Below are 25,556 nucleotides of genomic sequence, written 5' to 3'. Positions count from 1 at the left end.
TAATATAAGCGCAGCATTACGTAAATTAAGTTTCACCCGATCGTTCGTTCGTACCACTTAGTTATTAAGTAAAAAAGGCTCATAATGAGCCTTTTTTACTTAATTTTTTAAACTTATCTAAATCACAACTGTCTTTCCAGGAACCGCAACAGGATATAGACCGTCAGGACCAGGCATAATTTTCGGATTGGCATCCCATGCAAGTTTATCCGGGAAGAGATTAATCTGCGAATTCAGAGCTTCATCCCATTTGATCATTTTGCCTGAATAAGTAGCCATACGGCCCATAATAGAGGTCATTGTACTTTTGGCTCCGTTTTCAGCGTCAGCGAATTTATACTCCCCTTTTGCAATTGCAGCAAAAAGCTCGTCATGTTCAACCTGATATGGATTTCCGTCAGCTTTACCATCATGATTATAAATGATACCGCCTTTATAATCTTTGAGAATGGCTTTATTGCTGTCAAAACTGTCAATACGTCCTTTCGTACCAACAAAAGCTTCGTCAACTTTTTGCCATGTTCCTTCAAACTGGCGGCATTGGCTTGATATGGTTGTACCATCTGCATAAACCAAATCCAATGTATGATGGTCAAAGATTTCCCCGTACATTTTTCCGGTACGGACCTCACGGCCACCAGTTCCCTGAATTTGCACGGGATAAGCACCTTTTACCCAGTTAGCAACGTCAATATTATGAACATGCTGTTCTGAAATATGGTCACCGCAAAGCCAGTTGAAGTAATACCAGTTTCTCATTTGGTATTCCATTTCAGTCTGTCCTGCAAGGCGTTCTTTTACCCATGGACTGCTACCAACCCAATAAACCTGTCCGCCTACAATGTCACCAATTGCACCATCCTGAATCCTTTTGATTGCTTCACGATAATTGCTCTGATAATGACGCTGAAGACCAACTACAACATTCAGTTTTTTCTTTTTAGCTTCTTCTGCTACTTCCAGTACCTTACGAATTCCCGGGGCATCTGTTGCCACCGGTTTTTCCATAAATATCTGCTTATTATTTTTAACAGCTTCCTCGAAATGCCATGGCCTGAATCCCGGAGGTGTTGCTAATATTACAACATCTACATCTTTTAAAGCGATTGCCTGTTTGTAGGCTTCAAAACCAACAAACTTGCGATCATCAGGAACGTTAACTTTTGTTTTGGTATCGACTGGTGCACCAGCAGCATTTTTATATTTTTTAGCCGTCAGGTTTTTGTATGACTCGTCCAGCCGGTCTTTAAAAGCATCTGCCATAGCGACAATCTGCACATTTTGGGTAGTGCTTAATGCCTGTGCGGCAGCACCTGTACCACGTCCTCCACAGCCAATAAGAGCAACCCTGATCGTTTCGTCCACAGCACTATTGTAGCCGTAACTTGCCAGGGGATTAAGCAAAGCACCACCTGCAATAAGCCCGGATGCTTTTAAAAACTCACGTCGATTCTGTTCCATTATTTCAAGATTAAGAGTTTAATTGTTTTTCATATCAATAATCTTCAATCAGTTTAGGGCTGTAATAGGCTTTAATTTCTTCTGCTGAAGGAGTTTTTAAAGGTCTTACAACTCTGAAACCAACGAAAGAGGCACTTGTCATCCACCATTCACTTTTTGGCAATTGCGGATCAAGTATTTTCCATTCTGGTTTTGATGGAATACGTGTTGCACTTCTCAGGTCCACAGGCTCATCATCCCATGATCCTCCCCGTACTGCTGTTGGATAAAGCTCATTTACAGGTGCATATACTTCCCCTTTTGGCTGTTTAGCATAATAATCCGGAATATATTGGTCCAAAGTCCATTCCATTACATTTCCATGCATATCATAAAGTCCCCAGGCATTTGGTTTTTTCAGGCCAATTTTTTTATAAGCAGCATCGCTGTTTTTACGGTACCAGGCATATTCGTCAATTTTAGCAGCATCATTACCGAATGAATAAGCAGTTGTGGAACCGGCACGGCAGGCATATTCCCATTCTGCTTCGGTAGGCAAACGATAGAAAATCCCTGTTTTTTCATATAACCATTTGCAAAAATGGATTGCGGCATATTGTGTCATATTGATAGCAGGATAACCGGCTCTTCCCATTCCAAATGACATATCTACATAAGGAGGGCTTGGACGGGTACTTGCATCAGTTTTTGCTACACTTTTTTCAGGGTCAGGATGACGTAATGCCATTTCTTTTTCCATATTTTTGAAGGCATAAAGGTCATAAATATCCCATATAACTTCGTGGCTTCCCATCCAAAATGGTTCGATTTTTACTTTATGCTGAGGGCCTTCGTCGTCTTTGCGGCCTTTTTCTGTTTTTGGACTTCCCATTGTAAATTCTCCGCCGGGAATAGCGACCATTTCATAAACTTGTGGACTACCGCCAATTTTCTGGGTGTAACTTTTAAAAGATGCGTCTTGTGCAAATGCATTAGAACAAACAAAAATGGTTGGAATAAGGTAAAGGAGCTTTTTGTACATAACTTGTAACGTGTTCAATGGAACCATATAACTAAATATAAGAAGCAATATTATGGTATTTACCGTATGAAAACGAATTTTTTCTTACTTGTTTAATATCTGTTCTACCTTTGTGCTTTAGAATCTGATTTTTACTTATGAATTATCTTTCAGCAGAAAATATTGCCAAGTCATTTGGGGATCAATGGCTTTTTAAAAATATAAGTTTCGGAATAAGTCGTGGCGACAAAATTGCGTTAATTGGAACTAACGGAACAGGTAAAACCACATTTCTTAATATCCTTACGGGAAAACTGCCATCTGATGAAGGCGGGGTCAGTGTACGAAAAGATATCCGGGTAGGCTATCTGGATCAGAGTCCTGCGTTTGATGATACGCAGGCAGTTCTTGAGGTGATTTTTTCTTCCAATAATCCGGTAGCACAGGCGGTGAAACGTTATGAACATGCCATTGAAACGGATAATCACGATGAATTATCGGCAGTTATGGAAGACATGGACAAGTATAACGCCTGGGATTTTGAATATAAAACAAAAGAAGTTTTAGGACGTTTAGGAATTCATAATACTGAGAACCTCTATGGAACACTGTCAGGTGGACAAAAAAAAGAGTAGCACTCGCAAAAGTTTTACTGGAAGATCCGGACTTGCTTATTCTGGATGAACCTACCAACCATTTGGATCTTGATACAGTTGAATGGCTGGAAGAATACCTGAATACTTCTAACACAACAATTCTGGTAGTAACCCACGACAGGTACTTTCTTGATACCGTATGCAACCAGGTTTTGGAACTGGATCACGGTTCGGCTTATACTTACAAAGGAAATTATTCATATTTTCTTGAAAAGAAAGCAGAAAGAGAGGAATCGGAAGCTGCCGGAATTGACAAAGCACGAAACCTCATGCGAAAAGAGCTGGACTGGATCAGAAAACAGCCAAAAGCGCGTGGAACCAAGGCAAAATACCGTGTTGATGCATTTGAAGAGCTTAAAGAAAAAGCAAGCCAGAAGAAATTTGATACGCAGATGGAGCTTAACGTCCGCACTTCACGGTTGGGTAGCAAAATCATTGAACTGCAAAATGTAAGTAAGGGATTTGGGGAACGCCAGTTAATCAAAAACTTTGAATATACTTTCCGAAGAGGAGACAGGATCGGTATTGTTGGGCAAAATGGGATGGGGAAATCCACCTTGCTGAACATGATTACAGGAGAACTTATTCCTGATACAGGTAAAATTGACACCGGAGAAACAGTACAATTTGGCTATTATAAACAATCGGATCTGGTCTTTGATGAAAACCAGCGCGTAATCGATATTGTAAAAGATGTGGCCGAAGTAGTGCAGCTGGGTACCGGAGAAACTGTTACAGTCGGACATCTGTTGCAGGCATTTTTATTTTCTCCATCTAAGCAATATGATTTTATTTCTAAGCTAAGTGGAGGAGAAAAGAGGAGATTACAGCTTCTTTTAATTCTGATCAAACAACCGAATTTCCTGATTCTGGATGAGCCTACGAATGATCTGGACATAGCGAGTTTGAATGTACTGGAAGAATTCCTTTTAAATTTTCCTGGATGCCTGGTCATTGTATCTCACGACAGATACTTTTTGGATCGTTTGGTTGAACATATATTTGTATTTGAAGGAGAAGGAAAGATCAGCGATTTTCCAGGAAACTATACCGAACTTCGTGATTATCAGGATGATCTGGAAGCTGAGAAAAAAATAGCTGCGGGAAGTAAAAATTCTCAGCCTTCTGCACCTGAGCCTGTAAAACAGATAATACCAGCTGTACAGGCAACTAAAAGAAAGCTAAGCTTTAAGGAGCAAAAGGAAATGGAACAGCTGGAAGCAGATATGGCACAAATGGAAAAGAAAAAGGCCAAACTTCTTGAAAATATTAATAAAGGTGGCTCGCATGTTGAAATCACAAACTGGGCTACTGAGATTGAAGAGTTGACAAATAACCAGGCAAGTAAAGAAATGCGGTGGCTTGAACTGTCTGAGAACGTTTAAGTTTGAGATAAATAAAAGAAAGCAAAGGATAACAAATCCGTTTTAAAGTAGCTTATGAATTCAATAATCGATTTTTTTAACTACATACTGAATTCCGAAGAGATTATTCGAACGGGAGGATTGCTGGTAATTACATTTATTGTATTTGCTGAAAACGGATTGTTCTTTGCTTTCTTTTTGCCAGGAGATTACCTGGTTTTTTTAGCCGGGGTTTTTTGCGGAACGGGCATTCTGGACGTTCCTATTCTTATCCTTTTAGTCTGTATGTTTACGGCAGCTGTTCTCGGTTCCCTGGTCGGTTACATTTTTGGGAAGTATTTTGGAGGAATATTTGAAAACAAGAAAGATTCCTGGTTTTTTAAGAAAAAACATCTTGAAACAACACAAAAGTATTTTGAAAAATACGGAAGCAAGACGCTCATAATCAGTCGTTTTTTGCCAATTGTGAGAACATTTGCTCCTATTTTGGCAGGTTTGGTCAAAATGTCTTTTCCTTCTTTTCTTATCAATAACGTTATTGGCGGGGCAATCTGGATTACTGTTTTAACAGGTGGAGGTTATTTGTTTGGGGAGCGCTTTCCGGGAATCGTTGATTATGTACAATACATTATATTATTCTTCCTTGCTGTAACAACTTTCACTGTAATAAAGGGTTATTTAAATGCAAAGAAGGAAATGAGTTAGTGATTTCAGAACTAATCCGAAATCACATTTTTGAATTACTGCTCTTCCTCCTTAAACCATCCTGAATAAGTAATATAATTATTGGCGGTTCTATCAATGGCTGCATTTAATTCAGGTGAAACATCTTTGAGATATTTGGCAGGATTTCCGGCATAAATTGTACCTGGAGGGACTTTTGTACCCTGTGTAACAATAGCACCGGCAGCTACAATAGAACCTTCGCCAATTACAGCGCCGTCCATTACAATGGATCCCATTCCGATCAGGACATGATTTTCAATCGTGCAACCATGTACAATAGCGTTGTGTGCAACCGATACATAATCGCCGATTACAGTTGCAAAACGCTGATAGGTACAATGAATTACTGCACCATCCTGTACGTTTGAGAAATTCCCAATCCGGATACTGTTTACATCACCTCGGATTACGGCATTAAACCAAACTGTACAATTCTCACCCATAATTACGTCGCCTACTACCGTTGCATTTTCTGCCAGCCAGCAATTTTCTCCAAAAACAGGATGATTCCCGCGTACAGATTTTATAAGAGCCATATTTTTTACTAAAATGTTAAGCCTGATATATTAATTTTTTTAAATTATCCTGAAATTAGCGCAAGGTAATTGCTGAAAGCTACCAAAATGTTAACGAAAATTAAATATATTTCGTTAGTGAATTAATCTTATCCGCCGGGTTATGTCATCTTCTATGCGTGTTTCTAAAGGAAGCTTGTTAATTGCTAAACCATTTTTAGGCGATCCGAACTTTGAAAGGGGAGTTATTCTCATGTGTGAATATAACGACCAGGGAAGTTTTGGATTTGTTCTTAATCAGGTTACGGATCTGTATTTGGGAGATGTTCTGGAAGAAACTATTTATCAGGATGTACCATTACATTTAGGCGGACCGGTAGAAAAGAACACCTTGCATTTTATTCACAGAAGGCCTGATCTGATAACAGGTGGAAGTGAAATTATGAATGGAGTTTTCTGGGGAGGGGATTTTAACCATTTAAAAACGCTTCTGAATTTTAACACCGTCAGCCACAATGATATCCGGTTTTTTATCGGTTATTCGGGGTGGGGTGGAGGACAGCTGGAAGACGAGCTAAACCAGGATTCCTGGATTGTTACACAAACTTCGGCTGATTTTCTTTTTGGAACACATCCTGGCAATTTCTGGCGGGAAATACTGCGTAGCATGGGAGGGGAGTATCGTTCTATTGCTAATTATCCAACTGATCCAAGGCATAATTAACCAGACTTGTTTTGATATACTATTTGTATTGTTGAGACTTTGAACTCTTTTACTCTATACTTTCTTTAATTCGGCTGGTTAAATCCATTAATAGACTCATAATCAGATTTAATCCTGCTTACTTCCTTACTCAAAAACTTTTGAAGCTGGATATTAAATTCAAGCTTGTCTTCTTCCGGTAAAGAAGCATAAAGATCTTTTAACTCCTGGTTAATTTCTGCACGTTCTTCATTAGATCCTGCGTTCATAGACCTTATATGAAATCTTTTAAAATCAATATTTAGCATAAGATGGTTTTTTTGGATTTGTAAAATTATAGATTTTACCGTTCAGCGTTTATATAAACCTTTGAAAAGTAGAAATATCCCATCCATGAATGATCTTTCATAATCCCGTTCAATTCCGAACGAGAAAATGATCAGTAGTGTTTCTTTGTGATATATACTTTCTGCATTCAAATGAATCGTACATTTTTCTTTATCATATTAACATTCGTTCTGGTTGCTATAGACTGGTATGTTTGGCAGGGATTACGTTTGGCGATCCGTAATTTTGCACCAGTTACCCAGCGTTGGATTGGTGGTGTATACTGGGGTTTTACTATAATCACTTTAATCGCGTACGTAGGTATGCAATTACTTCCGCCTGATTATTTTGGCCGCACAACCAGGACCTTCATTATTGCTTTGATAGCTATTCCATATTTATCCAAGCTTTTAGCAGTATTCGTTTTATTGATAGACGAGGTTCGTCGTTTCTTTCAATGGATCATTAGTATGTTTTTTCCGGCTGTTGCAACACCTTCTCCTGAAACGGGCGAACCTATCATTCCACGTTCAGAATTCCTGGCTAAAACTGCCGTGGTGGCGGGTGCTGGACTAATGGGAACATTTGCGTTTGGCATTTTGTCTGGCGCACATGATTACCGGATCAGGAGAATAAGGCTTCCTTTAAAAAATCTTCCAAAAGCTTTTGACGGGATAAAAATAGCGCAGTTGTCAGATATTCATTCCGGAAGTTTTTTTAATAAAACAGCTGTAAAAGGAGGAGTTGAAATGTTAATGAAGGAAAAGCCTGACATTGCTTTTTTTACAGGAGATCTGGTAAATGACCAGGCCAGTGAAGTAAAAGATTATATCAATATTTTTGATAAAGTGAAGGCACCTTTGGGTGTGCATTCTACGTTGGGTAATCACGATTATGGTGATTACTTTCAGTGGGCAAGTCCGCAGTCAAAAATAAATAATCTGGCTGACCTGAAAAAAGCCCATAAACTGCTTGGCTGGAATCTGATGTTAGACGAGAACCGGCCTATCAGAGTTGATGGAGAAGAAATTGGCTTGATCGGTATCCAAAACTGGGGGTCAGGTAATTTTGCTAAATACGGAAATCTTGAGAAAGCATATGAGGGCACACAGGACTACCCTGTAAAAATATTACTTTCTCATGATCCGAGTCATTGGCGGGCACAGGTATTACCAGGATATAAAGATATTGATCTGGCATTTGCAGGGCATACTCACGGAATGCAGTTTGGAGTTGAAATAGGAAAGTTAAAATGGAGCCCTGTACAATATCGATATAAAGAATGGGCAGGTTTGTATGAGGAAGATAACCAGTATCTGTATGTCAATCGGGGCTTCGGTTATTTGGGCTATCCGGGAAGAGTGGGCATTTTGCCTGAAATAACGATTATAGAACTGGTTAAAGCATAAATTGTTATCTTTATAGAGAAGCCGGCTGTTTATACTGTAGGGCAGTGTGCTTCGTTATAATATTATATTTAAGTCACAGAAAAGATTCGTTATGAAAAAGATAGCTTCTTTACTTTTAATCTTTGCATTTTCTCTGGGAATTGCGGGTTTTCAACCAGTAAATGCGAAGGTCAATATCGCAAAAACGGAACTTTTCGGTAAGAAGAAAAAGAAATATAAAGGATTTCAAAAGCCAAGATCCAAGAAAATCCTTGGAATATTCAAAAGGAAAACCGACTGTGGCTGTCCTAATCATTAATCTGCAATTTTGTACATATTCAAGAGTAAGCATTACCATCATTCTGCAAAAGATTTGGTTGGTTTTGCTTACTTTTGTACTTTATAAACACTTATTAACGGCCTCGTTAGCCCAAGTTAAATGAAAATTAATCTTCGTAGCCAAGACAAATTCGAAAACCGTCATCATGGCAAAGATGAACAGGAATTGTTGGAAATGTTGAATACCGTAGGAGCCTCGTCGTTAGACGAATTGATAGATCAGACACTTCCGGCTGCTATTCGTTTACAAAAACCACTGAATCTGCCGCGTGCAAAATCTGAGCAGGAATTCATTCAGGGTATTAAAAAAATCGCCCGCAAAAATGCTATATTAAAATCATACATTGGAACAGGTTATTACGATACCATTACTCCCAATGTAATACTTCGTAATATTCTTGAAAACCCGGCCTGGTACACAGCTTATACACCTTATCAGGCTGAAATAGCACAGGGACGGTTGGAAATGCTGCTTAATTTTCAGACTGTAATTACGGATCTGACAGGGATGGAAATTGCGAATGCTTCTTTACTTGATGAAGCAACTGCGGCAGCCGAAGCAATGACAATGTTACATAGCCTTCGTCCTTCTTCGAAGAAAAAAGCAAATACTTTTTTTGTCTCTGAATTGTGTCATCCTCAAACAATTGACCTAATTTACACAAGGGCAAAACCTATTGGTATTGATGTAATTGTTGGAAACCATGCCAGTGTGGATTTGACTGATGAAAACCTTTATGCGGTTTTAGTTCAGTATCCCGCCACAAATGGTGACGTAATCGACTACACAGATTTTATTGCTTCTGCGCATGAAGTGAATCTTACAGTTGCAGTTGCAGCTGATTTGCTTGCATTGGCATTATTAAAAGCACCTGGTGAAATGGGGGCAGACGTTGTTGTCGGAACATCCCAACGCTTTGGTGTACCGATGGGCTACGGTGGCCCTCATGCTGCTTATTTTGCAACAAAAGATGCTTTCAAACGTCATATTCCTGGGCGTATCATCGGAGTCTCTGTGGATGTAGAAGGGAACACGGCACTGAGAATGGCATTACAAACCCGTGAACAGCATATCCGCCGGGAAAAAGCAACTTCAAATATTTGTACGGCACAAGTACTTCTGGCTGTAATTGCCGGATCATACAGTGTATATCACGGACCTGAAGGGATTAAGAATATTGCCTCGCGGGTTCATGGATTAACGCATTTGTTTGTTGAGACTATCAAAAAATTCAATTACACTGTTCTGACAGATAATTATTTTGACACGGTCACGATACAAACTACGCTGACCCGTAAAATAAAAGAACAAGCAGAGAAATGGGGTATTAATCTTAAATACAATAAAGACGAAACGATCGGGGTTTCTTTTGATGAAGCAAAAACGTTTGATGATGTAATTGCCATTTTAAATGTATTTGCAGAAGTATCTGGTTTTCAAGGAGAATTGGTAATTGAAGAAGATATTGAATTATCAATTCCTGAAAATCTGGCACGTACTTCTCCATATCTGACGCATCCGATATTCAATACGCACCATACAGAGCACGAAATGCTTCGTTATCTCAAATCTCTTGAGAATAAAGATCTTTCGCTGGTTCATTCTATGATTTCCCTTGGAAGCTGTACAATGAAGCTGAATGCAACGGCTGAAATGATTCCGTTGACATGGCCCGAGTTTGGAGCGATACATCCTTTTGCACCTACAAATCAGGTTGGAGGTTATGCACAGTTAGTAAGTGAACTGAATGTCTGGTTGTGTGAAATTACTGGTTTTGCTGCAATGTCATTTCAGCCTAATTCCGGAGCCCAGGGTGAGTACGCCGGATTGATGGCAATTCGCGCTTATCATGAAAGTCGTGGAGATCAGCACAGAAATGTTGTTTTAATTCCTTCATCAGCACATGGAACCAATCCTGCATCGGCTGTTATGGCGGGAATGAAAGTGGTAGTTACCAAATGTGATGAGAGAGGAAATATTGATGTTAAGGACCTCAAAGCAAGAGCAGAACAATACAGCAATGAGCTCTCTTGTCTGATGGTTACTTATCCGTCTACACATGGTGTTTATGAAGAAAGTATTATTGAAATCTGTTCTATGATCCATTCGCATGGGGGCCAGGTTTATATGGATGGTGCCAACATGAATGCACAGGTTGGCCTGACTAGCCCGGCTACAATTGGTGCTGACGTTTGCCATCTTAATTTGCATAAAACATTTTGTATTCCTCATGGTGGTGGCGGACCTGGTGTTGGCCCAATTGGTGTTGCAGAACATTTGATGCCATTCTTGCCGGGACATGTTAATTTCAGCAAACTTCCGGCACATTTACAAAATGGGGAAGCTGGTGCAGTTTCAGCAGCGCCTTACGGAAGTGCAAGTATCCTTACGATTTCTTATGCTTACATCGCCATGATGGGAGGAGAAGGATTGACGAATGCTACGAAATTTGCGATCCTGAACGCTAATTATATCAAGGAGCGGTTGAACGGTCATTATGAAGTTCTTTATACGGGAACTAACGGACGTTGTGCACATGAAATGATCCTTGATTGCCGTCCGTTCAAAATGGCTGGTGTAGAAGCAGAGGATATTGCAAAACGATTGATGGATTATGGTTTTCATGCACCTACATTATCTTTCCCTGTTGCGGGTACTTTGATGATTGAACCAACTGAATCAGAATCCAAAGCTGAACTGGACAGGTTCTGTGATACGATGATCGCCATCAGAAATGAGATCCGTGAAGTAGAAGAAGGTACAGCAGACCGAATTGACAATGTTCTTAAAAATGCTCCCCATACTTCACGTGTTGTCATGAGCAATGATTGGAACCGTTCATACAGTCGTGAAAAGGCAGTATTTCCATTGCCGCATTTAAAATTTAATAAGTTCTGGCCAAGTGTAAGCAGAATTGATAGTGCATACGGAGATCGTAACCTGATCTGTTCGTGTATTCCGGTTGAGGCTTATGCAGAAGTGGAAATTAGCTAAAATATTTCAGTAGCCCATGGTTTTAGCCATTGGTGGATTAAGGAATAAAATAAAGAGAAAGGTCACCAAATCGGTGACCTTTCTCTTTTACAATAATATTTTATAAATCTGGTATTGTTAACTAAAAATGCCTTTCTCCAATTTCGCGTTTTCCAAGCATTACAGCACCCACCATCGCTACTAGCAGGAGTATTGAAGCCAGCTCAAAAGGAAGTAAATAATCGCGGAAAAGTAACTTTCCAAGGTTTTCAATCATACCAACCTGCGAATCAAAATTCTCTCCGCTAAATGTAGGAATTACACTTTTACGATAAGCTCCAATCAGAATAACGAACACAGTACCTCCAACGATGGCCGCAGCGATTTTAGACAAATTGGTTTTGGATTCCTCATGATCCTGTTTGATATTCAAAAACATAATGACAAAGAGGAAAAGCACCATAATAGCTCCTGCATACACAATAATGTTTACAGCAGCCAAAAATTGCGCATTCAATAATATATAATGCCCTGAAAGTGTAAAAAATGTCAGGATCAGATAAAGTACACTATGAATAGGATTCCGCGAAAGGATAACCATCAGTGCACTAAGAATAGTGAGAGAAGCAAGAAAGTAAAAGAAAGACAGCGACGGATTCATACGATAATAATTACGGCAATTAGATTAAATGGTCAGAAATCAGGGAATAGCGCGTGGAACAACATTGGTAACTTCACCATTGGCTCTTTTTGCATTCAGCTCATAGGCTTCCTCCTTTGTCCAGGTCTCACGGGTATAGCGATTGTTCATATCTTCAACCAAAAGATCTTTACCCCAAATCACTTGATCTCTATCTGCAAATACAGGGATAAATTCATCATGACGCAAATATACTGCTTGTTTCGGACAGGCTTCTTCACATAATCCACAGAAAATACAACGCAGCATATTTACTTCATAAACAGCTGCATATTTTTCTTCTCTGTATAATTTTTCTTCTCCTTTTTCACGTTCAGCTGCAACTATCTGAATAGCCTCCGCAGGACAGGCGACTGCACAAAGTCCACAAGCAGTACACCTTTCACGGCCATCTTCATCCCTTTTCAAAATATGTCTGCCCCGAAATACCGGTCCAAGATACCTTTTTACTTCCGGATATTGAATTGTTACTTTTTTGGCGAAAAAATGCTTGAGTGTAATTGCCAAACCCGTAGCAATAGCCGGCAGGTAGGCGCGTTCCATCAGCGTCATTTCTTTATTGCTTACTTGCTTCGAGCGGTTTGTCAATTGCATGGCAATACTTTTATTATATGTTTTAATTCAACCAGGCCGTAATCAGCGGCTTTAAGAAAAGCACAGCTGCGCCCGTAATGATAATATTAAAGATAGCTAAAGGAATCAGTTTTTTCCATCCCAGGTTCATCAACTGATCATAACGGAAACGCGGTAAAGTCCAGCGTACCCACATGTAAAAGAAAATAAAGAACAGCGCTTTACCAAAAAATACTGCTGTACCAATTAAAGTTGCAATGTTATGTCCGGTTTGTGTTCCCAATGCACCAGTTAACTGATCGTATACCCAATCCATACCAGGATAATTATAACCTCCAAAGTATAAAACAGAGATAATTGCCGAGGATACAAACATATTGATGTATTCAGCAAATAGGTAGAACCCAAGTTTCATACTGCCATATTCTGTATGATAACCACCTACAAGCTCGGTTTCACACTCAGGAAGATCAAATGGTACGCGATTACACTCTGCGAAAGAGCATGTAAGGAAAATAATAAACCCGAGAGGCTGGTAGAAAATATTCCAGTTGCCGCCATGTTGCTGTGATACGATTTCACCCAGGGAAAGTGAACTGCTCATCATTAAAATAGCAATCAGTGATAATCCCATTGCTACTTCATAACTAATGTTTTGTGATGCAGCACGAATAGCTCCAAGCAAGGAAAATTTATTATTGGAAGCCCAGCCACCAATCATGATTCCATACACTCCAAGTGCTACAACACCAAAAACGTACAGAATTCCGATATTGGATTCCACACCCTGAAGAACAACTTCTTTGCCTTCCCATCTGAAAGTACTTCCAAAGGGGATTACTGCACTTGCAAGAAGAGCTGTAAGCATGGCTAAACTAGGGCCTGCAATAAACAGCCATTTGTTGGCAAGAGCCGGAATAAAATCTTCTTTAAAGAACATTTTTCCTGCATCTGCCAATGGCTGCAATAAGCCACCCGGACCTGCTCTGTTTGGCCCCATCCGATCCTGAATAAAACCGGCCACTTTCCTTTCGCCCCATGTCGAGTACATAGCAATGACAAGGGTAAGAACAAAAACAACTAATATTGTTATGGTCTTAATGACGAACTCCGCTAATTCCATTTTTTATAACATTTATAAAATGACAATACTGGTAAATTCCCAGTAATGTTAATTATTGTTTTGAGCTAATGAACGATGGTTTGCTTTATCGTTATTTTCAATACTCTGATGGCGTATTGTTTCTGTATCAGTAACATAAGCACGTTCATCATCAATAGGCTTGAACTGAGTCGCAGCCAATCGTAAAGAAAAATCTGTTTTCTTGATAAGATCTGAACGATATTTATTAGCAGAAATAACAGAACTGCGTTTTACTTTTGTTGGTCCTTCCAAAGTCCAGTCACTGGTTTTCTTCCTTTCAAACCGGCATGTGTTGCAAATAAACTCATTCACTTCACCCCAGACGTTTTTCCGTGCTGTAATTCTGATTACTTCATCGCCGCGATACCAGATAATTACTTTCCCTGAACATTTGTCACAATTGCAATGCGCATCTTCCGGTTTAGAGAACCAGACGCGGTTTTTGAAACGGTATGTTTTGTCAGTTAAGGCACCTACCGGACAAACATCGATCACATTTCCGGAAAAATCGTTATCAATTGCTTTTTCTATATAAGTGCTTATTTCCGAAGCATCACCTCGTCCCATCACACCATGTTCGCGTTTATTCGTAATCTGATCAGCAGTATATACACAACGGTAGCAAAGAATGCAGCGTGTCATATGTAACTGGATGAACGGACCAATATCTATTTTTTCAAAAGTCCTTCTTTCTTCTTCGTAACGTGTTTTTACCGAGCCATGCTCAAATGCAAAATCCTGCAGATGACATTCACCAGCCTGATCGCATATAGGACAATCGAGCGGATGATTGATCAATAAAAATTCAACGATACTTTTTCTTGTATCCAGAACGGCCGGGTTAGTCGTATTTTCGACTACCATTCCTTCCTGTACCTGCGTTATGCATGAAGGAACGAATTTAGGCATTGGTCGCGGATCTTTTGTTGAACCTTGTGCAACACGTACCAGACAAGCACGGCATTTTCCTCCCGAAGCAGGCAATGGCTTGTAATAGCACATAGCAGGAGGAACTAATCCCGCCTGACTATCATCTGCTTCTGCAATTTTACGTGCAGCCTGCATGATGGTTGTTCCCGGTTCTACTTCAACTTCAATTCCGTCGAAAGTAATTTTTATCAATTGTGGTTTTACTTCTTCCATTTTCTTTTATCCGAATCACACCTGAATTTTTAGACCAATGCCATTTCGCCCTGATAGACGGCTCCTGGCCGGGAAGCTTCCTGAGGATGCAAAATATGCCACATAAATTCATCCCGGAAATGCCGGACTGCACTGGCAATTGGCCAGGCTGCCGCATCTCCAAGCGGGCAAATTGTGTTTCCTTCTATTTTCTTTGCAATATCAACCAGCAAATCTATATCATGCATGCTTCCATGCCCATGTTCAATTCTGTGCAGTACTTTTTCCATCCATCCCGTTCCTTCACGGCATGGGCTGCATTGCCCGCAAGATTCATGATGGTAAAAGCGGGAAAAATTCCATGTGTTTCGAACGATACAGGCCGTTTCATCAAAAACGATAAAACCACCGGATCCCAACATAGTTCCGGTTGCAAAACCACCGTCCGACAAAGATTCGTAACTCATAAGCCTGTCCTCACCATTTGCCGTTTTCATAATTAGATGAGCAGGCAAAATAGGTACAGAGGAACCACCTGCCACTAATGCTTTCAGATGATGCCCTTTACGGATTCCACCGCAATACTCGTCTGAATTAAGAAACTCTTCAACACTTAATCCCAGCTCAATTTCATAAACACCTGGTTTCTGGATATGTCCTGATGCAGAAATAAGCTTGGTTCCGGCACTACGGCCAATTCCAATGGCTGCATAAGCTTCACCGCCATTGTTGATCACCCATGACATATTAGCAATGGATTCAACATTATTCACAACAGTTGGGCTCTGATAAAGTCCTTTTACCGCAGGAAATGGTGGTTTATTACGAGGATTTCCTCTTTTACCTTCCAGAGATTCCAGTAGAGCTGTTTCCTCGCCACAAATGTAAGCACCGCCACCAGGCTGAACTACGAGTTCCAGATCATACCCGGTACCCAAAATATTTTTCCCTAAAAATCCCTTTGCTTTAGCTTCTTCAATGGCTTTTTCAAGTATGCGGATTACGTACATCAGCTCACCGCGTACATATATAAAAGATTTCTTCGCTCCCAGGGCATAGCTGGAAATGATCATTCCTTCAATAAGCAAATGCGGAAGGCATTTCATCAGATGGTGGTCCTTGAAAGTGCCAGGTTCCGATTCATCAGCATTACAAACCAAGTAACGCGGAACACCCTCCGGTTTAGCCAGAAAGCCCCATTTCATACCCATTGGAAATCCGGCACCGCCTCTTCCCCTTATCCCTGATTTCTTTGCTTCTTCCACGACTTCTTCCGGAGTCATGGTTTTTAAAGCTTTTTCAACAGCGTTATAACCACCTTGTTTACGATAAACGTCGAAGGTTTCGATGCCGGGTACATTAATATATTCCGTTAATATTTTTCTAGCCATTTCAGGTTAATATTTTCAGCCCTTAAAGCTTATTTACTTAACTCTTCTATAATTTCGTCTACCTTCGTTTCGGTAAGATTCATGTAATATTTTTCACGAATCTGAAAAACCGGACCCCATCCGCAGGCAGCCAGACATTCTACTTCTTTAATTGTAAAAAGGCCGTCGCCAGTAGTTTCTCCGGCGTTAATTCCCAGCTTTTGTTTCAGATAGCCATAAATATCTTCTCCACCCATTAAGCAGCAAGGGCCTGTTCTGCAATATTCGATCACATGCTTACCAACTGGTTCAAGATGATACATCGTATAGAAAGACGCTACTTCATAAACTTCAACAGGTAAAATATCCAGTAAACCGGCCACATAATCCATTACCTCACTACTTACCCATCCCCATTGTTCCTGAGCTACGTGTAAAACTGGCAATAGCGCCGATTTTTGACGGCCTGCCGGATAACGCTCTATAATTTCTTTAACTTTTTCCAGTCGTTCAGGGGTAAACGTAATGGGGTTGGATGTTTCAGTCATTTCTTTAATATGATCTTATGAAAATCGAAATCAGCTATTGTTGAAATATGATATAACAAACAGTAAATGATTAGTTTATTCCACTTAACAATTCAATAATTATAGCCTATGCATCAAGCTCTCCTGCAATCACATTCAGACTACTCATAGTCAGAATTGCATCGGAAAGTGTACTACCCTTAGCCATTTCAGGGAATGCCTGGTAATAGATGAAACTTGGCCTGCGGAAATGAAGGCGATATGGTGCTCGTCCACCGTCGCTGATCAGGTAAAATCCTAATTCTCCGTTACCACCTTCTACAGCATGGTAAACTTCACCCTGAGGAGCATCAATTTCTCCCATTACAATTTTGAAATGGTAAATAAGTGCTTCCATGCTGCTGTAAACCTCTTTTTTGGGAGGCAAATAATATTCAGGAGCATCTGCATAGTAAGGGCCTTCCGGAAGATTGTTCATCGCCTGTTCAACAATCTTAAGGCTTTGCCACATTTCTTCAATACGGACGTTGTATCTGTCGAAAGTATCGCCGCTCTGTCCAACCGGAATGCTGAAATCAAAATCTTCGTAAGAAGAATACGGATTCATTACCCTGACATCATAATCAAGTCCTGCTGCTCTTAAATTCGGTCCTGTGAAACCATATGATAAAGCACGTTCCAGAGATATAGGGCCAACATTGATAGTCCGGTCCATGAAAATCCTGTTACGGCTCATCAGCTTTTCAAATTCCTGGAGAACCGGCGGGAAAGTCTTAATGAAGTTTCGGATCTTTTGTATTGCAACGTTAGATAAGTCGCGCTCCATGCCACCGATACGACCCATATTTGTTGTCAGACGTGCACCGCAGACTTCTTCATATATTTCATAGATATCCTCACGTTTTTGCATTACATAAAGGAAACCGGAAAATGCCCCTGTATCTACACCTAAGATACTGTTACAGATCAGGTGATCAGAAATTCGTGCCAATTCCATCATGATAACGCGTATATATTGCGCACGCTTTGGAACTTCTATTTGCAAAAGTTTCTCTACCGTCATGTGCCATCCAAAATTATTAATTGGAGACGAACAGTAATTCATCCGGTCTGTAAGGGTAGTAATCTGGTAAAATGGCCGTCTTTCTGCAATTTTTTCGAAAGCGCGGTGTATGTAACCAATTGTTTGTTCGCTTGATACAATTTTCTCGCCATCCATTTTCAGGATGTTCTGGAAGATCCCGTGTGTTGCAGGGTGAGTTGGGCCCAGGTTAAGGGTTGTAAACTCCTCAATTAACTCTGGTAGCTCAGCTGTATTTGGAACGTTATGTGGTAATAATTCGATATCTGCCATATCTTACTTTGTTCAGTAAAGTGGTTATCGACCAAAAAGTGCATCTGTCTTGTCTTCGCGCGTGGCATCTTCCAATGCATATTCCTTACGCATCGGAAAATAGTCCATTTCATCTATATTAAGAATGCGCATCAGATTCGGATGACCGTCGAAAAGAATACCATAAAAATCATAAGTTTCACGTTCCATCCAATTTGCGCAGGCAAATATGCCCGTAGCAGTCGGAATGTGAATATCCGTTTCAGATAAGAAAACCTTAAGACGGATCCTGAAATTATGAATGAAACTATGCAAGTGATATACAACCATAAATTCTTTTCCCTTACTGTCAGGATAATGAACACCAGTCAAATCAGTAAGAAAACTTATTTGATAGGTTTTATGGTTATTTAAAAATTCCAGAACCGGAATGATTTCCTCACGTGTGGTAGATAAGGTAAGCAATCCATATGGCTCTTCAAAGTCAAATACATGCTCATCAAATTTTCCCAATAGCTCTTCTGCTACTTCCTGGTTACTTAGCATAGGGTAATTATTGAATATTATATGATGCTAACAATTCCTGATATTCGTCAGTATTTCTTCTGCGAAGTTTCTCATTTTGAGCCAGATACTGAATATGCATCAGTCCGTCGATAATTTGTTCAGGTCTTGGAGGACAGCCGGGAACGTAGCAGTCCACAGGAATAATACGGTCGATCCCCTGTAATACGCTGTAAGTATCAAAAATTCCTCCGCTGGATGCACAAGCACCAACTGCAAGTACCCAGCGTGGTTCAGCCATCTGTAAATATACCTGTTTTACAACCGGGGCCATTTTTTTAGCAATCGTGCCCATTACCATCAGCAAGTCGGCCTGACGCGGAGAAAAACTCGGACGTTCAGATCCAAACCGTGATATATCGTAATGTGCACCCATGGTTGCCATAAATTCGATACCACAGCATGATGTTGCAAATGGAAGCGGCCACAATGAGTAACTTCTTGCCAAACCAATTGCTTCATCGAATGATGTAGCAAAAAAGCCTGAACCACTATGTCCCTGCGGAGCTTCCGCTATTGTTACTTCTTTCATGATTTTATCAGCTTTTGGCTATCAGCATTCAGCTTTTAGCTCTGTTTGTCAACTTATCCTGTCTGCTCTCAGTTGCAGTATGGCTATGTTTAAAACACAGCCATTATCAAAGAAAACGGATTCTATTCTTCCCAGTTCAAAACCCCTTTGCGGATCACATAATAGAATCCGGATAGTAGTAATGCCATAAACAACAACATTTCAACGAAACCAAACATTCCCAGCTCTTTGAAATTTACTGCCCAGGGATACATGAAAATCACTTCTACGTCAAATAGTACAAATAGAATTGCTACTAAGAAATATTTTACCGAAATAGGAGTACGTGCATCACCTACGGATTCAATACCGCATTCGAAAGGATCATCTTTCAGTTTGCTTTTACGGCTGGGGCCAATTAAATGTGTTACAATCATTGTGCCACCAATAAATCCCGCTGCGAGTATAAACTGAACCAGAATTGGCAAATAATCTGAAGGTTGATAATTTTTCATTGATGGTCTGTTCTATTACAATCTGCAATATCTTTTTCTGTATCAGTCAAAATTAGCTTTTGCAAATTTATCAATCAAATTCTTTACTTTTTCTTTTATCTAATTAGTATCATACTAAATAAGCCCCGATCACTCAGGGCTTATTTATAACTAATTAAAGATTTAATATTTATCGCACAACAATCTGTTTTGTCAGGCTCTGGTCTTTTCCTGTGACCCTTAGGATGTATTTGCCGGTTGGCAAATTCCTCACATTTAATTCCAGCCTGCTGTTTAAAAGCTGTGGTGCAGTAGTTTTTATAACCGTCCCGAAAATATCATATAAAGTAATTTTAGCATCTGTAATATTATCCCGTGACTCTACATAAATGTAATTTCCCTGGCTTGGATTAGGATAAATTACCACCTCGTTACTCTCATTTGTTCTAAATTCACGTGAAGCAGTATCAGAGTAACAAGTTAATAAGTTTGAGTTACCCTCTATTTTATAAGTAACTACGGCACGGGCACTATAGACACCTGTTTTTAAAATTTTGATCATATCTGCCGTAGTATCAGCCTCAATACCAGGCCGTCTCCATAGGAATTTTTCATTCAGTCCCTCTTCTTCAATTGAAGCAGTAATGCTGAAAGGGCCTGATGATTCAATTATCGGCTTGGAAATTTTCGGACGAATAATGAGTGAAGCATCCGCAGAGTTTCCAGAAACACAACCAAATATATTTTGGGCTTTTACATAGTAATTCCCACTTTCAGAGATTTTTGCAGCAATTCCGGTGGCTACTACAGCATCTGAGTCTTTTTTATACCAGCTATAAATATTACCGTCATCAGTTACAGAGAACTGAAATGACGAATCTGCACAAGCTTGTTGTGTACCCTGTTGTGTAATAATTGGCAGGTCTGGTCTGGCGTTTTTCTCCAACACTACTACCGAACTTAAAATAGAATTTCCAAAATTATCTTTTACAGTCGCCCGGTAAGTTCCCGGTGTAGATACTGTTATAGAATTACCAGTAGCGCCTGTATTCCAGGTATAAGACGAATATCCTTCCGGAAGGGAAATAGTCACGGCATTATTTGTCGAAACACATGCTGCTGTAAGAGTAGGAATGGCTGCTGGTGCTGCGGGCGTTACAGTCGAGAAAAAGTTGGCGTCAAGCTTATCTGCCCATGCATTTGCAAGGATAGTTAATGATTCTTTACCAATAAAGTGAATCCCGTCTATAGGACGATCAGGAACCAGGCCATCAGTCTCAGGTCCTGCCCAGGTTGGATTAAAGGGAATAGCCAAAACATCGTTTTGAGCAGCAACAATAACTGGATATGTTGCAGATATCAACGAGCCATTTGGTGCCGTTCTTGAAGTACGCGTAATCACCCAGGTTAGCCTTTTGCCAATTTCCGATTCTAATGTGGTAATTACAGCCTGTAGATTATCTCTGTAAACACTCCTTGGCGTATTGTATAAACCATCCGTTTCTCCGTGCATCCAAAGAATTGCTCTTACTCCATATTGGTTTGCGTAATTCCTGGCCGCAATCCGAAGATTAGCATAAGGCATGCCCTTCGGATAAGGGTAGTCATATTTACTTACCGTCAGCTGGCCTTTAGAACTTTCATACCAGTTGATGATAGAACTTCCTTCCCATGCTGTATTAATAAATAAAACAGGGAGATTCAGTTTTTTTACCAGAATATCACCTAAAATTCCCCAGCACCAGGCAGTCTGCCCTCGCGGTGACATCGTTTTCAACCCTCGTTTAATCTGGGCAAACTGAGGTGCAGGAGGATCTGTCAACAAGTCGTTATACATTCCCTCACTATCATTCTCATAATTTGATACATAAACCACCCTTTCGTCCTCAGCACCTGGCGGATCATTATCTGCACTGCCTAAATATTTTTTAAGCCCCTGTGCGTTGGATTGTCCGGAAATCAGAAACACTTCCCCAATACCCACTCTTTGCACTACGCCTCTTCCTACAACATTACCATTTGCTGTTCCACGCACTTCAATAGTATACCAGCCACCGTGAATTGTAATATTTCCTTCAAAAACCCCTCCTTTTGGAGCCGTTTGCAACGGCAGCCAACCAGTTGAAATTCCTTGCCAGTCAATTACGGGAACTGCCCGTACTTCAATTTTGTCCATAGGTACGTTAAATGTACCGGTTACAGTAATAGTCCGTTCTCCCTTTACATCACGCTGATATACTGCGCTAAGCGCAGGTGAAGTAATAGTCATTGGTGAAATTTCTGAAACTTGTGAAAATACTGTTGCCGGAATGATACAAAACAACAGTAATGCATTTGCTTTTACCCAGGAAATAAATTTATTGTGCATTTGAATTTATAATACATGTAAAGTCTCTCATAGTCAGAAAGATTAAAATTGATGATATAGCACATTTCCTATATGTGCAAAAACGGAAACAAATTTAAAAGATTATTTTGGCAATAATATAACTATTCCATTTTTTTGATTTTAGAATAAAAGCAGAACCTTTTTTACTTCACAATAACGACTTTTTGGTATGCATTAAAGGATTTGGAAAGGACACGAATGAAATATATTCCTGAGGAAAGATCGGAGATATTAAAATACTTTTGACTGTCGAATTTCTTTATTGTAAAATTTTTATGAACAGTACCTTTGCTATCTATCATCTGAACAGTTGCATTGGTCAAATTTTGAACTGTTTCAATAGTAATATTTCCATTTGATGGATTTGGATAAGCAATCATACCATTGTTTTTGTTGTCAGGAATGAAGGTAAACGGTTCTGAGAAATCGGAAAAACAGGTTAGTGCTGCGCTGTAAGTAATACTGTTATTAACGATATACGAACCCGACTCTATTGTTTTTATTGTAGTACTGGTTTCTGTAAGTACTTTGCCATTCATTTTCCAGATATGTTCACCGTCATTAATATTGTTATCAGCTTTTAAAGTGTAAACACCAATTTGGGTAATAACTGGTATGGAAGGTGTTGTTTTAACATTAACCAGTATTTGTGAAGAATATGGGGACAGGCATCCTTTTGAGTCTTCTACGCGTGCTGAGTATGCGCCTGGCTCTGTTACATGTATCGTATCCTGCTTCGTACCGGTATTCCAGATAAAAGAGTCTCCTTTGGTTGCTTTCAAAGCTACAAAGTCACCATCACAAATTGTTGTTACCCCTAATGCTGCTATTGCAGGAGCTGGCGGAAGTGCAAGTGTTTCAGTAATTATCTTATTACTAGGGTCTGAATAACATTTAAATTCATTGATTATCAATTACCGCTATTTCCTTTTAATTGCTAAAATGTTGCCACGTATAGCGGACGTATACATCGATATTTTAAAATAAATTGAATATGACTTCGTCCAGCAGAAAAAATTAAAAATCATTTATGAAAAAGAGCTATTTGAGCCATCTGCACAGCCTCCAGAACGACTGTGGGCAGATTTGCGCCACTGCCCAATCTTGGGAAGAACAGGCATATGCCTCCATTTACCTCTTGGATATAATAAATTTCCCTGTGCACGGTGAAATAGCAACCTCCTGCCAGGAGAGCGTGGGCAGCTCACACCTGCCATAGGATGGCTGTAGGCTCGCTGGGCCCAGCCCAATCAGCAGAAAAGTGGGTGGCCTCAGCTGACACTGAACTGCTGAGATTTGGGTAAGATTTGGCTCTGAGAACCGTTACACGTGATGCAGGCCTGCATCAGGCCGGACTCATATTTGAACTTGCTATGGGAGACCTTCTGTGTTCTCCAGTGATCTGGACCACCGCTAGGACTGCTCCCAGGTAGACTGGACTTGTGGAATGTGGAATGACTGACTTAATGCAACACACTTGCCATGGGCGTTCCATCAGGCATGAATGGGCACCCAGTTCTGGGCATGGCAACCAACCAACGTGGTCCCACGGCCAGGCTTCATCAGGACTTGGAAGGAGCTCAGCATTCCTGGGTAACCTCCACAGGCATTTCCTTCGTGGCCGTCCATGGTTCTCATGTAACACCAAGAATAAGTTGGACATTGGTTTTGGATGGTAACTGTATGCTGCTTGAATTCGTCCACGAGCTTTGTGCGCCTGCTCACAGCGTGACCGCTGCAGATGCCACGGTATGCGGTGCATCAGCTGCTGCCATGGCGGGGAATCCGGGACAAGCCGTGCGTCTCTTGGAAGATGTGGCTTCACAGCCACTCTCTTTGTGTGCAGGAGCCAGGCATTATTCTCACTTCCATTGCCTGTGGATCGCCTCATCCAGAAGTAGCACCGGTGTTCCAGTGTATATTTTCAGATGTATTTGAAACTAAAGTAGCTGTATTTCCTAAACATACCGGATTACTGCCTTCCAATGAAATAACTGGCTGTGCAGGTTGTATGCTTTCGCTGATACTTATTTCAGGAGAGTAAACTATGTTTCCTCTGCTATCACGGGCAGTAGCCCTGTAAGTACCATTCCCAACCTGGATACTGCTTGTATTTTGGCCGGTGTTCCAGCTCACAGATGTATAACCATCACTGTTTACAGCCAGGCTGATACTATTATTCCCAACGCAACTGGCTACAACCTGTAATGGCCTTATGGGCAAAACGGGCTCGGAGCGTGAAAAATAATCGTCGTTCAAATGATTATTCCATGATTCTGCCATAGCAGTAAGCCCCTCGTGATGAAGGTGTACACCATCAGGATCTGTCCTTGGGATTTGTATTTCGTCTGTATTGGGCCCTGTAAATACATTGGCAACAGTGCTGATCACTCTTTTTTGCCCTTCAATGATACTGTTATCCAGGCCAAATCTGTTAACATATGAAGTAAGCGAAACTGCCCAGGTTATATTTTTTCCGGTATCATTGCGGCTTGCATCTATTACAGCTTTTAAGTCATTTGCATAAGTATTTGCTGCCGTATTAAACTGATTGTCAGCTTCTCCCTGAATCCACAATATTCCTCTTACTCCCGTCATGGGTACATAGGACTGCAATGTCGACCTCAAATTTGCATAAGGCATACCGGATGGCTGATAAGTTGCATTCACATATGGGGACGTCGCTGTTCCTGTTATACTTTCACGCCAGCTCCGCACTAAAGTCCCTTCCCAGCCGACATTATAAAACAGGATAGGTACACCAAGCCGGGAAGCCAGTAAATCTCCTAATTTCCCCCAACTCCAGGCTGATTGTCCTCTGGGAGCAATTTGATAATCTGATTCAAGATGAGAAAATGACGGATAAGGGAAATTAGTATCCGAACTGCCATTGTTGCTGTATCTGATACAGTTTACCCTGTCATCAGATGCTCTTTGTGCGCCATAATCAAAAGTAGAAGTATTTTGAAAGCCTTGCCCATTAGATTGCCCTGCTATTAAAAAAACTTCGCCGATACCTACTGGTGAAACCGAGTTAAAACTGACCTGCTGATCGCCTTTCATGCCACGGACCTGTAATTCGTACCAGCCTCCGCTGGTTGTAAGCCCACCATTATACAGGCCGCCTTGCGGATTAGAATGAATGGTAGCCCAGCCAACATCAGCACCACCATTGATGGCAATTAGCTTTGCTTCAATCCGGTCGACAGATTTAGTGTATTTACCTGAAATGTAAATAGTTGCATTTTTATTTTTATCCCGTTGAAAAATAGCTCTGACGGATGGAAAATCAATACTTATTTGTCCGGACGCATCAAAAGACCCGAGGCTTAGAAAAGCCCAGATTAGAATAGGTAAACCGTGTTTCATCTATACC

Annotated in this window: 25 protein-coding genes and 2 pseudogenes; 9 read left to right on the top strand and 18 right to left on the bottom strand. The window is 40.5% G+C overall.

Going from position 1 to position 25,556, the window contains the following annotated elements:
* Nucleotides 1-117 precede the first annotated feature (117 nt).
* Nucleotides 118-1,461, bottom strand: a complete 1,344-nt coding sequence (locus KZC02_RS14555; RefSeq protein WP_221394751.1) for a Gfo/Idh/MocA family protein — start codon at nucleotides 1,459-1,461, stop codon at nucleotides 118-120.
* 34 nt (nucleotides 1,462-1,495) lie between these two features.
* Nucleotides 1,496-2,482, bottom strand: a complete 987-nt coding sequence (locus KZC02_RS14550) for a formylglycine-generating enzyme family protein (RefSeq protein ID WP_229254336.1) — start codon at nucleotides 2,480-2,482, stop codon at nucleotides 1,496-1,498.
* A 137-nt stretch (nucleotides 2,483-2,619) separates the two neighbouring features.
* On the opposite strand from KZC02_RS14550, the gene KZC02_RS33350 reads away from it, so the two are divergent.
* The 5 genes and pseudogenes from KZC02_RS33350 to KZC02_RS14540 all read left to right on the top strand — a co-directional run bounded on the left by KZC02_RS33350 (nucleotide 2,620) and on the right by KZC02_RS14540 (nucleotide 5,186).
* Nucleotides 2,620-3,096: an ATP-binding cassette domain-containing protein gene (locus KZC02_RS33350; RefSeq protein ID WP_409014260.1), complete on the top strand. Its 477-nt coding sequence runs from the start codon at nucleotides 2,620-2,622 to the stop codon at nucleotides 3,094-3,096.
* A 32-nt stretch (nucleotides 3,097-3,128) separates the two neighbouring features.
* Nucleotides 3,129-3,437, top strand: a pseudogene (locus KZC02_RS33345) (ABC transporter ATP-binding protein); the annotation flags it as partial.
* Between the two features lie 189 nt (nucleotides 3,438-3,626).
* Nucleotides 3,627-3,944: pseudogene (locus tag KZC02_RS33340) on the top strand (ATP-binding cassette domain-containing protein); the annotation flags it as partial.
* 378 nt (nucleotides 3,945-4,322) lie between these two features.
* A complete protein-coding gene (locus KZC02_RS33335) occupies nucleotides 4,323-4,502 on the top strand; it encodes an ABC transporter C-terminal domain-containing protein (protein WP_409014265.1) in 180 nt (59 codons plus the stop codon).
* A gap of 54 nt (nucleotides 4,503-4,556) precedes the next feature.
* Complete coding sequence (locus KZC02_RS14540) at nucleotides 4,557-5,186, top strand: DedA family protein (protein ID WP_221394749.1); 630 nt, start codon at nucleotides 4,557-4,559, stop codon at nucleotides 5,184-5,186.
* A 35-nt stretch (nucleotides 5,187-5,221) separates the two neighbouring features.
* Here KZC02_RS14540 and KZC02_RS14535 read toward each other — a convergent pair whose 3' ends face one another.
* Nucleotides 5,222-5,743 carry a gamma carbonic anhydrase family protein gene (locus KZC02_RS14535; RefSeq protein ID WP_221394748.1) on the bottom strand — a complete coding sequence of 174 codons (522 nt, stop codon included), beginning with the start codon at nucleotides 5,741-5,743 and terminating at the stop codon, nucleotides 5,222-5,224.
* A gap of 142 nt (nucleotides 5,744-5,885) precedes the next feature.
* Between KZC02_RS14535 and KZC02_RS14530 the strand changes: the two genes are divergently transcribed.
* Nucleotides 5,886-6,446, top strand: a complete 561-nt coding sequence (locus KZC02_RS14530) for a YqgE/AlgH family protein (protein ID WP_221394747.1) — start codon at nucleotides 5,886-5,888, stop codon at nucleotides 6,444-6,446.
* A gap of 65 nt (nucleotides 6,447-6,511) precedes the next feature.
* Here the strand turns inward: KZC02_RS14530 and KZC02_RS14525 are convergent, their stop codons facing one another.
* Nucleotides 6,512-6,694 (bottom strand): hypothetical protein, encoded by a 183-nt coding sequence (locus KZC02_RS14525; RefSeq protein WP_229254335.1) that lies wholly within the window; start codon nucleotides 6,692-6,694, stop codon nucleotides 6,512-6,514.
* Nucleotides 6,695-6,904: 210 nt separating this feature from the next.
* Here KZC02_RS14525 and KZC02_RS14520 point away from each other — a divergent pair, with 210 nt between their 5' ends.
* From KZC02_RS14520 to gcvP, 3 genes are all read left to right on the top strand, one after another.
* Nucleotides 6,905-8,161 carry a metallophosphoesterase gene (locus KZC02_RS14520; RefSeq protein WP_221394745.1) on the top strand — a complete coding sequence of 419 codons (1,257 nt, stop codon included), beginning with the start codon at nucleotides 6,905-6,907 and terminating at the stop codon, nucleotides 8,159-8,161.
* 91 nt (nucleotides 8,162-8,252) lie between these two features.
* Nucleotides 8,253-8,459, top strand: a complete 207-nt coding sequence (locus KZC02_RS14515) for a hypothetical protein (protein WP_221394744.1) — start codon at nucleotides 8,253-8,255, stop codon at nucleotides 8,457-8,459.
* Between the two features lie 120 nt (nucleotides 8,460-8,579).
* The gene (gene gcvP / locus KZC02_RS14510) at nucleotides 8,580-11,474 is read left to right on the top strand and encodes an aminomethyl-transferring glycine dehydrogenase (protein WP_221394743.1); all 2,895 of its coding nucleotides are present in this window, start codon (nucleotides 8,580-8,582) and stop codon (nucleotides 11,472-11,474) included.
* A 121-nt stretch (nucleotides 11,475-11,595) separates the two neighbouring features.
* Here the strand turns inward: gcvP and KZC02_RS14505 are convergent, their stop codons facing one another.
* The 14 genes from KZC02_RS14505 to KZC02_RS14440 form a co-directional block, all read right to left on the bottom strand.
* Entirely contained in the window at nucleotides 11,596-12,114 is a 519-nt protein-coding gene (locus tag KZC02_RS14505) for an NADH-quinone oxidoreductase subunit J (RefSeq protein WP_221394742.1), read from the bottom strand.
* Between the two features lie 39 nt (nucleotides 12,115-12,153).
* Nucleotides 12,154-12,747: an NADH-quinone oxidoreductase subunit I gene (locus KZC02_RS14500; protein WP_221394741.1), complete on the bottom strand. Its 594-nt coding sequence runs from the start codon at nucleotides 12,745-12,747 to the stop codon at nucleotides 12,154-12,156.
* A 22-nt stretch (nucleotides 12,748-12,769) separates the two neighbouring features.
* The gene (nuoH, locus tag KZC02_RS14495; RefSeq protein ID WP_221394740.1) at nucleotides 12,770-13,849 is read right to left on the bottom strand and encodes an NADH-quinone oxidoreductase subunit NuoH; all 1,080 of its coding nucleotides are present in this window, start codon (nucleotides 13,847-13,849) and stop codon (nucleotides 12,770-12,772) included.
* Nucleotides 13,850-13,897: 48 nt separating this feature from the next.
* Nucleotides 13,898-15,013, bottom strand: a complete 1,116-nt coding sequence (locus KZC02_RS14490) for a 2Fe-2S iron-sulfur cluster-binding protein (RefSeq protein ID WP_221394739.1) — start codon at nucleotides 15,011-15,013, stop codon at nucleotides 13,898-13,900.
* Nucleotides 15,014-15,042: 29 nt separating this feature from the next.
* Nucleotides 15,043-16,383: an NADH-quinone oxidoreductase subunit NuoF gene (gene nuoF / locus KZC02_RS14485; protein WP_221394738.1), complete on the bottom strand. Its 1,341-nt coding sequence runs from the start codon at nucleotides 16,381-16,383 to the stop codon at nucleotides 15,043-15,045.
* A gap of 29 nt (nucleotides 16,384-16,412) precedes the next feature.
* Entirely contained in the window at nucleotides 16,413-16,910 is a 498-nt protein-coding gene (nuoE, locus tag KZC02_RS14480) for an NAD(P)H-dependent oxidoreductase subunit E (RefSeq protein ID WP_221394737.1), read from the bottom strand.
* Between the two features lie 106 nt (nucleotides 16,911-17,016).
* Entirely contained in the window at nucleotides 17,017-18,243 is a 1,227-nt protein-coding gene (nuoD, locus tag KZC02_RS14475) for an NADH dehydrogenase (quinone) subunit D (protein ID WP_221394736.1), read from the bottom strand.
* 24 nt (nucleotides 18,244-18,267) lie between these two features.
* Nucleotides 18,268-18,768, bottom strand: coding sequence for an NADH-quinone oxidoreductase subunit C (locus tag KZC02_RS14470; protein WP_221394735.1), 501 nt, complete (start codon nucleotides 18,766-18,768; stop codon nucleotides 18,268-18,270).
* A 7-nt stretch (nucleotides 18,769-18,775) separates the two neighbouring features.
* Nucleotides 18,776-19,318, bottom strand: coding sequence for an NADH-quinone oxidoreductase subunit B (locus KZC02_RS14465; RefSeq protein ID WP_221394734.1), 543 nt, complete (start codon nucleotides 19,316-19,318; stop codon nucleotides 18,776-18,778).
* Nucleotides 19,319-19,440: 122 nt separating this feature from the next.
* Entirely contained in the window at nucleotides 19,441-19,812 is a 372-nt protein-coding gene (locus tag KZC02_RS14460) for an NADH-quinone oxidoreductase subunit A (RefSeq protein ID WP_221394733.1), read from the bottom strand.
* A 169-nt stretch (nucleotides 19,813-19,981) separates the two neighbouring features.
* On the bottom strand, nucleotides 19,982-22,159 hold the full coding sequence (locus KZC02_RS14455; RefSeq protein ID WP_221394732.1) for a T9SS type A sorting domain-containing protein: 2,178 nt from the start codon (nucleotides 22,157-22,159) through the stop codon (nucleotides 19,982-19,984).
* Between the two features lie 164 nt (nucleotides 22,160-22,323).
* A complete protein-coding gene (locus KZC02_RS14450) occupies nucleotides 22,324-23,094 on the bottom strand; it encodes a T9SS type A sorting domain-containing protein (RefSeq protein ID WP_221394731.1) in 771 nt (256 codons plus the stop codon).
* A gap of 580 nt (nucleotides 23,095-23,674) precedes the next feature.
* On the bottom strand, nucleotides 23,675-23,905 hold the full coding sequence (locus KZC02_RS14445; protein WP_221394730.1) for a hypothetical protein: 231 nt from the start codon (nucleotides 23,903-23,905) through the stop codon (nucleotides 23,675-23,677).
* 162 nt (nucleotides 23,906-24,067) lie between these two features.
* Complete coding sequence (locus tag KZC02_RS14440) at nucleotides 24,068-25,549, bottom strand: sialate O-acetylesterase (RefSeq protein WP_221394729.1); 1,482 nt, start codon at nucleotides 25,547-25,549, stop codon at nucleotides 24,068-24,070.
* Nucleotides 25,550-25,556: the final 7 nt, after the last annotated feature.

The sequence above is a fragment of the Dyadobacter sp. NIV53 genome, from assembly GCF_019711195.1.
Classification (GTDB): Bacteria; Bacteroidota; Bacteroidia; order Cytophagales; family Spirosomataceae; genus Dyadobacter.
This window is presented reverse-complemented; position numbering and strand designations above follow the sequence as displayed.